The sequence below is a fragment of the Rubellimicrobium mesophilum DSM 19309 genome (assembly GCF_000600335.2).
GTDB lineage: Bacteria > Pseudomonadota > Alphaproteobacteria > Rhodobacterales > Rhodobacteraceae > Rubellimicrobium > Rubellimicrobium mesophilum.
The window spans coordinates 1-4,868 of sequence record NZ_KK088529.1 but is presented as its reverse complement, the minus strand read 5'-3'; the positions used below and the strand labels follow the sequence as shown (position 1 = coordinate 4,868).

Genomic DNA, 4,868 nt, shown 5'->3' with positions numbered 1-4,868 from the left:
AGCGGTGGGCGTGCTCTCCAGGTCCCCCACCCTGCTCCTCCCCCCTGCCCTGCTGCGACGCTTCGGCCCCGTCCCGCTCGCCCAAGCTGTCGAGTAGGCCGGACAGATCGTGGAGCCGGCGCGCGACGATGTGGACCACCTCGCCCTCGCGCTGGACCTGGCCCTCCACGCCCAGCATCCGCGCGCTGAGCACCTCCCGGCGCTGCGCCTCGACAAGCTGCGGCCAGATCACCAGGTTCGCCACGCCCGTCTCGTCCTCGATCGTGAGGAACACCACGCCGCTGGCCGAGCCGGGCTTCTGGCGCAAGAGGACGAGCCCGGCGGTGCGGACGGGGCGGCGGTCCCGCAGCGCCCCGGCCTCGGCGCAGGTCAGGACCCGCCTCCGGGCGAGGTCCTCGCGTAGGAACGCCACCGGGTGGCGCCGCAGCGTAAGCCTGGTGTGGCGGTAGTCCTCGACCACCTCCCGCCCCGCCGGCATTGGCCGGAGCGCCGCCCCCGGCTCTTGGGCCTCCGGAGCGGCCATCCCGCCCCCCTGCCCTTCTTCCCGCTCGGTCGCCGCCGCAAACAGCGGCAGCGGCTCGTCGCGCAGCCCCTTCAGGGCCCAGAGCGCCTCGCGTCGGGCGAGGCCCAGCGCGGGGCGGAACGCATCGGCTCGGGCCAGCTTAACGAGGCTCGCCACCGGCAAGCCCGCCTGCCGCCAGAGGTCGTCCACGCTGGCAAACGGCCGCTCGCCCCGGGCGGCGACCAGCCGGGCCGCGTCGGCGTTGGACAGGCCCGCCACCAGGCGCAGGCCCAGGCGGACGGCGAAGCGGTCACCTGGTATCTGCCGGAGCAGGGCCGCTGGCCCTCTGCCCCACCGCCCCAGCCCATCTCCCCTCCGCTCTCCCCTCCGAGTTGAGGTCGCCGGGGCCTCTGGTTCCTTCGCTCCGTCCCGAGGCTCCAGCGTGCAGTCCCAGCGCGAGGCGTTGACGCAGACGGGGCGCACCTCGACCCCGTGCTCGCGGGCGTCCCTCACGATCTGGGCGGGGGCGTAGAAGCCCATGGGCTGGCTGTTGAGGAGCGCCGCGCAGAACACGTCCGCATGCCAGCACTTGAGCCAGGACGAGGCGTAGGCCAGGAGCGCAAAGGAGGCGGCGTGACTCTCGGGGAAGCCGTAGGAGCCGAAGCCCTCCAGCTGCCGGAAGGTTTGTGCGGCGAAGTCGGGCGTGTAGCCGCGCGCGACCATGCCGGAGACGAGCTTGTCGTGGAAGGGCGACACGCCCCCGGTGAACTTGAAGGTGGCCATGGCGCGTCGGAGCTGATCCGCCTCGCCGGGCGAGAAGCCCGCGCACTCGATGGCCACCCGCATGGCCTGCTCCTGGAACAGCGGCACGCCCAGGGTCTTGCCCAGCACACGCTCGAGCTCAGGCGTGGGGTAGCGCACGGGCTCCCGGCCCTCCCGCCGTCGCAGGTAGGGATGCACCATGTCACCCTGAATGGGACCGGGCCGCACGATCGCGACCTCCACCACGAGGTCGTAGAAGGTGCGCGGCTTCACCCGGGGCAGCATCGCCATCTGCGCGCGGCTCTCGATCTGGAACACGCCCAAGGTGTCGGCGCGGCGGATCATGGCGTACGTGCGCGGGTCCTCGGGCGGGATAGTGGCGAGGTCGAGCCGGACTTCCTTGTGCTCGGCCAGGAGGTCGAGGCCGCGGCGCAGGCACGAGAGCATGCCCAGCGCCAGGCAGTCCACCTTCATGAAGCGGAGCGCGTCGATGTCGTCCTTGTCCCACTCGATCACCTGCCGGCCGGCCATGGCAGCGGGCTCGATGGGGACGAGCTCGTCGAGGCGGTCGCGGGTTAGAACGAAGCCGCCCGGGTGCTGGCTCAGGTGCCGGGGCGTGCCGATGAGCTCTTGCGCGAGCTCAAGCGTCAGCCGGAGGCGCCGGTCCGAGACGTCGAGGTGGAGCTCGGCTGCGTGCTTCATCTCCACGCCCATCCCCGCCCAGCCCCAGACCTGGGAGGAGAGCGCCTTCAGGAGGTCCTCGGAGAGGCCCAGGGCCTTGCCCACGTCGCGCAGGGCGCCCCGCACGCGGTAGCGGATCACGGTCGCGCAGAGCGCGGCATGCTCGCGCCCGTAGGTCTGGTAGACCCACTGGATCACCTCCTCGCGCCGCTCGTGCTCGAAGTCGACGTCGATGTCGGGGGGCTCGCGCCGCTCGGCCGAGACGAAGCGCTCGAAGAGCAGGTCGGAGCGCTCGGGGTCGATCGAGGTAATGCCCAGCGCGAAGCACACGGCCGAGTTCGCGGCCGAGCCCCGGCCTTGGCAGAGGATGCCGCGCGAGCGCGCGAAGTGCACGATGCTGTGGACGGTCAGGAAGTAGGGCGCGTAGGCGAGCTCCCCGATGAGGGCGAGCTCGCGGTGCAGGAGCCCCTCCACCTCCTCGGGCACCCCCTCGGGGTAGCGCTCGGCCGCCCCCTCCCAGGTGAGCCGCTCCAGCGCCGCCTGGGGCGTGAGGCCCGGGATCGTGGCCTCCTCGGGGTACTGGTAGGCGAGTTCGTCGAGTGAGAACCGGCAGCGCGCGGCGATCTCGATGCCGCGCGCGAGCGCCTCGGGAGTGGCGGCGTAGAGCCGGTACATCTCGGCCGCACTCTTCAGGTGGCGGTCGGCAAAGCGCTCGCGGCGGTGACCCAGCGCGTCGAGGGTGCAGCCATGCCGGATGCAGGTCATCACCTCCTGGAGCACGCGCCGGCGGGAGTGGTGATAGAGCACGTCACCGGTGGCGACGGGGCGGACCCCTGCCTCGGCTGCGAGGCGCGCGAGTTCGTACAGGCGCAGCTGGTCGCGCGGCCGCCGCCGCAGGGTGAGTGCCAGCGAGGCGCGGTCGCCGAAGACGTCCCGCAGCCGGCGCAGGTCGGCCGCGCAGCGGGCGTCGGGCTCGTCCGGCACCAGCACCGCCCAGAGGCCCTCGGCGTGGGCCGCGAGATCGTCCCAGCCGAGGTGGCACTGGCCCTTGCCGCCTCGCAGCTTGCCCAAGGTGAGCAGGCGGCAGAGCCGGCCGTAGGCGGCGCGGTCCTCAGGGTAGACCAGCACGGTCGCGCCGTCCGTCAGGTCCAGCCGGCAGCCCACGATGAGGCGCACACCTGTCACCTTGGCCGCCTCGTGCGCCCGCACGATCCCAGCGAGGCTGTGCAGGTCGGTGATGGCCAGCGCCTCCAGGCCGCCCTCGGCGGCGGCCGCGAAGAGCTCCTCGCCAGAGGAAGCGCCGCGCAGGAAGGAGAAGTGGCTCGCACAGTGGAGCTCGGCGTAGCGGACGGGCGGGCTGGTAGCGGGGCCGGTTCCATGAGGCCTCCGGGTGTCGGCCGGCTCGCTCATGCGAACAGCCCATGGAGGAACCAGGCCTGCGACCCCGTGGCGGGGTCCTGACCGTCGCCCGCGCGGAACAGCCAGAAGCGCGCGCCCGCCTCATCCTCCACGACGAAGTAGTCGCGCACGGCCCAGAGCTCAGCGTCCGCGCGGGCCCACTCGCCGAAGATGCGCTCGGGGCCGTCGGCCCGGATCACCCGTCGCCGCGTGCCCCGCCAGGTGAAGTGGACCGGCGGGTGGTCGGGCAGCAGCGCCAGCGTGTCGACGGGCTCGGGGGTGGCCAGCAGGCGAGCCGGGCGGGGCCAGCCGGGCTCCCATCGGCCCGGAGTGGGCGCGGCCAAGGGGGCCACCTTGCGCACCGAGCGCTCCGGCACGTCGCTCTCCACCGCAGCCCAGCGGTAGAGCCGCGCCGCGCCCATGCGGCCCACGAGGGCATCGATGAGCGCAGCGAGGTCGGGCTCGGGGGCCTCGCCCAGCTCGGAGCGGGCGGGCCGCCAGCCCAGGGGCTCGGTCTGAGGCGCAAGAAGCGTCAGGCGCTCGACGCCAAGGCCGGGGTCCACCCGCTCCAGGCGGTCGCGCAGCAGACGCGCGAGGTGGCGAGGATCGCGGGTGGGCCGGGCCGTGCCCACCCGCGCCGCCTCGACCCGGCCGTCGACGCGGTGGGCCAGGAGGTCGTGCCGGCGCGCGCCCAGACCGCGCTCCTCCAGCACGCGGAAGAGGGCCTGCGTCAGCCGGTCCACGTGGCGGGCCAGGACCTCGGGCGCGGCGATCGGCTCGGCGAGGATGCGGCTCACCTGCGGCAGCTCGGGCACCTCGACCGGGGTGATGGGCTCGGGCCGTCGCCCGAGCGCCTGGTCCAGACGCCGGCCCGGCTCGGAGCCGAAGCGCAGCGCCAGCGGCGCCCGGGGCTGGGCCGCGAGCTGGCCCACGGTGTCGACCCCGAGACCTCGCAGCTCGTCCACGAGGGGAGCGGTGAGGCGCACCGCCACCACCGGAAGCGGCGCCAGCACCTCGGCCAGGGCAGACCCCTCGACGATCGCCGTCGCCGAGCCACCCCAGCGGGCAAGCGCGTGGGCCGCGCCCCAGGTGGGCGCCACTGCCGCCCGCGCGGCGATCCCCGCTCCGCCCAAGCGGCGCAGGAGGTCGTCGAGCAGCCCGGCCTCGCCCCCGTGCAGGTGCGCCGCTCCGGTGACGTCGAGGACCAGCCCGTCGGGTGGGTCGGCTGCGACCACGGGCGCGTAGCGCCGGAGTGATCTGGCCCCCGTTTGACCGAACACTCAGGCGGTTGCGGTTTGGGCGGCGATGAACTCGCGAGGCGAGCGCATTTTCAGCCCGGAGTGCGGGTGGTGGGCGTTGTAGTCCTCGAACCAGCTTGGGAGCAATCCGAGGACAGCGGCAGCGTCCGGCAAGGGCGTGACCTGGACGTAGTCGCGCTTCAGGGTGCGGACGAAGGCCTCGGAGATGCCATTGCTTTGGGGGCTCTTCACGGGCGTGAAGCAGGGCTTCAGCCCGAGCTGGCGGG

General features: G+C 73.6%; 3 protein-coding genes. All 3 read right to left on the bottom strand.

Annotated elements, in window-relative coordinates:
• A partial coding sequence (locus RUMESO_RS02080; RefSeq protein ID WP_051520926.1) for an error-prone DNA polymerase occupies nt 1-3,355 on the bottom strand: 3,355 nt, incomplete at its 3' end.
• Complete coding sequence (locus tag RUMESO_RS02075; protein WP_051520925.1) at nt 3,352-4,578, bottom strand: Y-family DNA polymerase; 1,227 nt, start codon at nt 4,576-4,578, stop codon at nt 3,352-3,354. The genes RUMESO_RS02075 and RUMESO_RS02080, both read right to left, overlap by 4 nt.
• Nucleotides 4,579-4,623: 45 nt before the next feature.
• On the bottom strand, nt 4,624-4,868 hold a 245-nt coding region (locus RUMESO_RS02070; RefSeq protein ID WP_037277710.1), incomplete at its 5' end, for an integrase core domain-containing protein.